Raw genomic sequence first — 4,432 nt, forward strand, 5'->3', positions numbered from 1 at the left:
GATATGAGCGGTATTTATGATATATGTGCCAGTTTGGTGAGTTTATGGGCGATATTTTCGATATATGAGCGAACGCTACTTCTGACTTATTTTATGTGCGAACGAACCTCGGTGAACGCCGCCGAGCGACGCGACGATCGTAGACTGATGCTGCTCCGCACGCCCCCACTGAAAAGATATTCATCCATAACAATATGTACACACCACATAAACATAACTAACTAATAGTTTTAATAATTTTCAGAAGATTATATATACTCTAAAATAAACAAGTTTAAACGTTTTATCAAGTACTTTTTGTTTAATTATTCCTAAAATCGTCTGCTAAATTACGACAGACTAACTAGTTTACTTGTATTTCTCTCGCATACAACCGTTCGCTCTGCCATAATTTATTCATCTAATATGAATACTTTCTAACAGATTCTTCTTTACGCCCTAATTATTTTTCGCTATGATATGATAGATATGGACAAAAATTTTAAGAATGATTTGATTTTATATAAAGTGAGGTATTGCGATGGCGCAATCAAGGTTAAGACGACGTAAGAGCCGTAATAGTCGAATGAAACGTGGATTAAAGATATTTGTATTAATAGGACTATTCTCTTTTCTAATAGCAGGAGCAGCGGTTACTTATTTTGCTTTCCAGCTTGCAAATGCGACTTCAAGTGCTCAACAAGAGCTTGAACGTGGAGAAAAATCCGAGCGTCGTACTGAAGCTGTAAATCCGACAAAAGATAATATCTCGATTTTATTCCTCGGTGTAGACGATAGAGATGGGAGCTTGGTTGGTAGAACCGATGCGATGTTACTCGCAACATTCAACAGATCAGATTCAAGCATAAAAATTCTCAGCATTCCAAGGGATTCACTAGTCACCATACCCGGTCGTGCTAACCGTGACAAGATTAATCATGCACATGCTTTTGGCGGCCTAGATTTAACTGTGGACACAGTGGAAGAACTTCTAGACATCCCTATTGACTATTATTTGAAACTAAATTTCAATGCATTCATAGAAATTGTTGATGCATTCGGCGGTGTGGAAATCGATGTACCTTTCACTTTTTCAGAGCAGGATAGTTTCGGTAATCACGGTGCAGTCACATTAAATGAAGGTACCCACGTTTTAAATGGTGAAGAAGCTCTTGCTTATACGCGAATGCGAAAGAACGATCCTCGTGGTGATATCGGACGCGGAGAGCGGCAACAAGATGTCATTCAAGCGCTCATCAAGAAAGCCGCTACATTTTCATCGATTTCAAATTATGATGAGGTATTTAATAGTATTGGAAACCATATGACAACTAATTTGAGTTTTGGTAACATGATAGCATTACACAATTATGCTAACTCAATCGAAAGTATGGAGAATCTTAATTTCGAGGGAAATGATACGCGTCTAAATGGCGTTTATTATTACGAACTAGATGAGGTTTCGAGACAAACTGTATCAAGGGTTTTGAGAATGCATTTAGGGCTAGAAGCAACAACTACAGAGACGACAGAAACTCCATAACAAAAAAAGCTAAGAGAACAGTTAACGTTCTCTTAGCTTTCTATTTATTATTCAGTAGTTCCTTTTAGTTGCACTAGTGAATCGTCTAACAAAATTAATCATTGGGCGATAGGTCGAACTTACAAGACCTACCTTTTCAGCGATTAACTCAATCACCACTAATATTACAGCCATAATAATGAATGTAACCCATAATGTCGACATCGTAAGCATAACGGCTGCAAGTCCAAAGAAAGCACTCATTGCATAGATGACTAACACTGTTTGTCGGTGTGAAAATCCGACTCTTAGCAAACAATGATGCAGATGAGATTTATCAGGTGCAGACAATGGTTTTTTATTTACAATCCGACGAATAATAGCAAAAAATGTATCTGAAATTGGTACAGCTAAAATAATGACTGGAATTAACAAAGAGAATAACGTAATATTTTTAAATCCGAGCAGTGAGATAACCGAAATCATAAAACCTAAGAATAAAGCTCCAGTGTCTCCCATGAAAATTTTAGCTGGATTAAAGTTGTGATAAAGAAATCCTAGCGTACTACCCAATAAAATCACACCAAGTGCAGCTACGAAAAGATCCCCACCTAGAATGGCTAAAGAAGTAATCGTAATAAGGACGATAGATGAAACTCCTGCAGCTAACCCATCTAAACCATCAATTAAGTTAATTGCATTCGTAATTCCGATTATCCAAAGTAATGTTAAGGGAATACTAAACCAACCAAGCTCWATACGAGCATCAAAAGGTAAATTTATGAATTCAACCTGAACCCCACCATAGATAACAATACCTGCTGCAAGTAATTGTCCAAATAATTTCCACTTAGCAGATAGTTCGATCATGTCATCTAAGAATCCAGTTACAATGATGATAAAACTACCAATTAAAATGGGCATCATATACGTACTATCTGGCTGTAGAACAATAAATCCTATTAAAAATCCTATATAAATGGCTAATCCACCTAGTCTTGCCATCAATTTTTGATGAACCTTTCGGTGGTTTGGTTTATCTGTTGCACCAATCTTTATTGCGAATCTTCGCACGAGTGGTGTTATTAATAATGTCACTATAAAACAAATTGCTAACGTTAACCAGAGCATGTGAAACCTCCTTAGTCATACCTTCTCCTATTTATAAGGAACTTATTTAGATTTGAGAAAATTAACAGCTCTGTTTTTTCTACAAATCAATCATGTTATTTATTAAATCTAGCAAAAAACATCGAGATAACTCGAATAAAATATCTACTTCTTGAACATACAAGAAGGATTATACCACAAACAAATATTACACATAGATATTATTTTAAGTTTCATCATTAATACATAATTATTTTAGTAGGTAACCTCCAAAAATAATAATTAAATACTATATTCCCTTAAAAATAAACTTTGAATCTAAAAAATCTTAGAATTATGTCGATAAGTAAGATATAAGAATGAGGAGGTTAGACAATATGAAAAAAAAATTAGCTCTAATTACTTTTATTGCATTATTATCAAGCGCTTTAATCTTCCAATCATCCACTTTAGCAAACTCGCAACCAGTGCTTGCAAGTGTAGATTGGGTGGTCAGTCAAATTAAACCAATTAACGATCGTGTGACCGAACTMGAAAAAAAAGTTCAACAACTTGAACAGCAAGTTGAACAACTTAAAGCGAACCAGAAATGATGGGCGGGTGCAAAATGAAATCAATATTATCTTTATTACTTGTTTCCTTTTTATTACTGTTTTTCGTTCCTACGTATTCACATGCCCAGGATGTTGTAGATTATCCTACACCAATGAAGGTTAAACTTGTACCCACAATTAATTTCAATGTAACTCCTACAGGACATTATCGTTTACTTAACGTCGATAACCAAAAAGAGATTCTTTTTTCAGGTGAGGTTCAATTTCGTCACACACCTAATCAAGTCATTGTTCGCGTAGACGGAAGGGATTTTACCTCAACTCGAGGTTTTGAACTTCAAGAATTACATGCTGAAACAGAAAACTTTGTTACAGTTACCTCAGTACAACAGGGGACAAGCTTCCAAGCAACTCAATATCGCGGTTCATTAAAAGTGGAGCGCGGACAAGACCGGCTTACGCTTTTTAATATTCTTGATATTGAAGAGTATTTACTTGGAGTAGTGCCTAAGGAAATGCCTGCTTTATGGCATCAAGAAGCATTGAAAGCCCAATCAGTGGCCGCAAGAAATTATGCTTATAAGCAAATGGCTTCCAGCGGCTTTGTAGTAGATACAACTGCCAATCAAGTATATGGTGGAAAAACTGGGGAGCACCCAAATAGTAACCAAGCAGTCCGTGCAACAAAAGGAGTATATGCGACACATAACGAGGTTATAATTGACGCTTACTTTCACTCRAGCTCTGGAGGACACACGGAGAACAGTGAAAATGTTTGGAGAAATCCAGTACCATACATAAGAGCAGTTGCAGACCCGTACGATCAACATTCAGCCAACGCCAATCATTCATGGAGCACTCACATTGATCGTGCCACGATGGAACAAACGATTTTTGGACCTGGTGTACGCTTGGTTGATCTAGAAGTAACAGAACGAACCGCACAAGGTGGTAGTGTTCAAAAATTGACCGCTACAGGTCTTAATACGACTACTGGAGCTGTCGTGACTTCGAGCTTGCCAAAGAATAATGGAACAGGTGACTCGATACGTTCTGCCTTTGGGCCATCATTAAGAAGCATTAACTTCACTGTAGATAAGCCTCAAGTTGCTGTACAAGTTAAGACAGCAAATGGCGGAACACAAAATCTTGACTATACCTATGGAGCTAAAATCCAATCTGAGAATGGTCAACACTCCAAAGTTAACACGAATGAGTTAACCGTTCAAATGGCTTCCCAAACAGTTAATCACCCTACTTCCCCTAA

General features: G+C 37.0%; 4 protein-coding genes. 3 read left to right on the plus strand and 1 reads right to left on the minus strand.

The window, feature by feature from the left end; genetic code table 11:
* The first annotated feature begins 565 nt into the window (after positions 1-565).
* The gene (locus tag AB685_RS26855; protein ID WP_241773394.1) at positions 566-1,522 is read left to right on the plus strand and encodes an LCP family protein; all 957 of its coding nucleotides are present in this window, start codon (positions 566-568) and stop codon (positions 1,520-1,522) included.
* Positions 1,523-1,573: 51 nt separating this feature from the next.
* On the opposite strand, the gene AB685_RS26860 is transcribed toward AB685_RS26855, so the two are convergent.
* On the minus strand, positions 1,574-2,632 hold the full coding sequence (locus AB685_RS26860) for an MraY family glycosyltransferase (RefSeq protein ID WP_047973657.1): 1,059 nt from the start codon (positions 2,630-2,632) through the stop codon (positions 1,574-1,576).
* 356 nt (positions 2,633-2,988) lie between these two features.
* Here AB685_RS26860 and AB685_RS26865 point away from each other — a divergent pair, with 356 nt between their 5' ends.
* Both AB685_RS26865 and AB685_RS26870 read left to right on the plus strand, forming a co-directional pair.
* Positions 2,989-3,204, plus strand: coding sequence for a hypothetical protein (locus AB685_RS26865; protein ID WP_047973658.1), 216 nt, complete (start codon positions 2,989-2,991; stop codon positions 3,202-3,204).
* Positions 3,205-3,218: 14 nt separating this feature from the next.
* Positions 3,219-4,432: SpoIID/LytB domain-containing protein (locus AB685_RS26870; protein WP_047973659.1), on the plus strand; the 1,214-nt coding region annotated here is incomplete at its 3' end.

It is taken from the genome of Bacillus sp. LL01, from assembly GCF_001037965.1.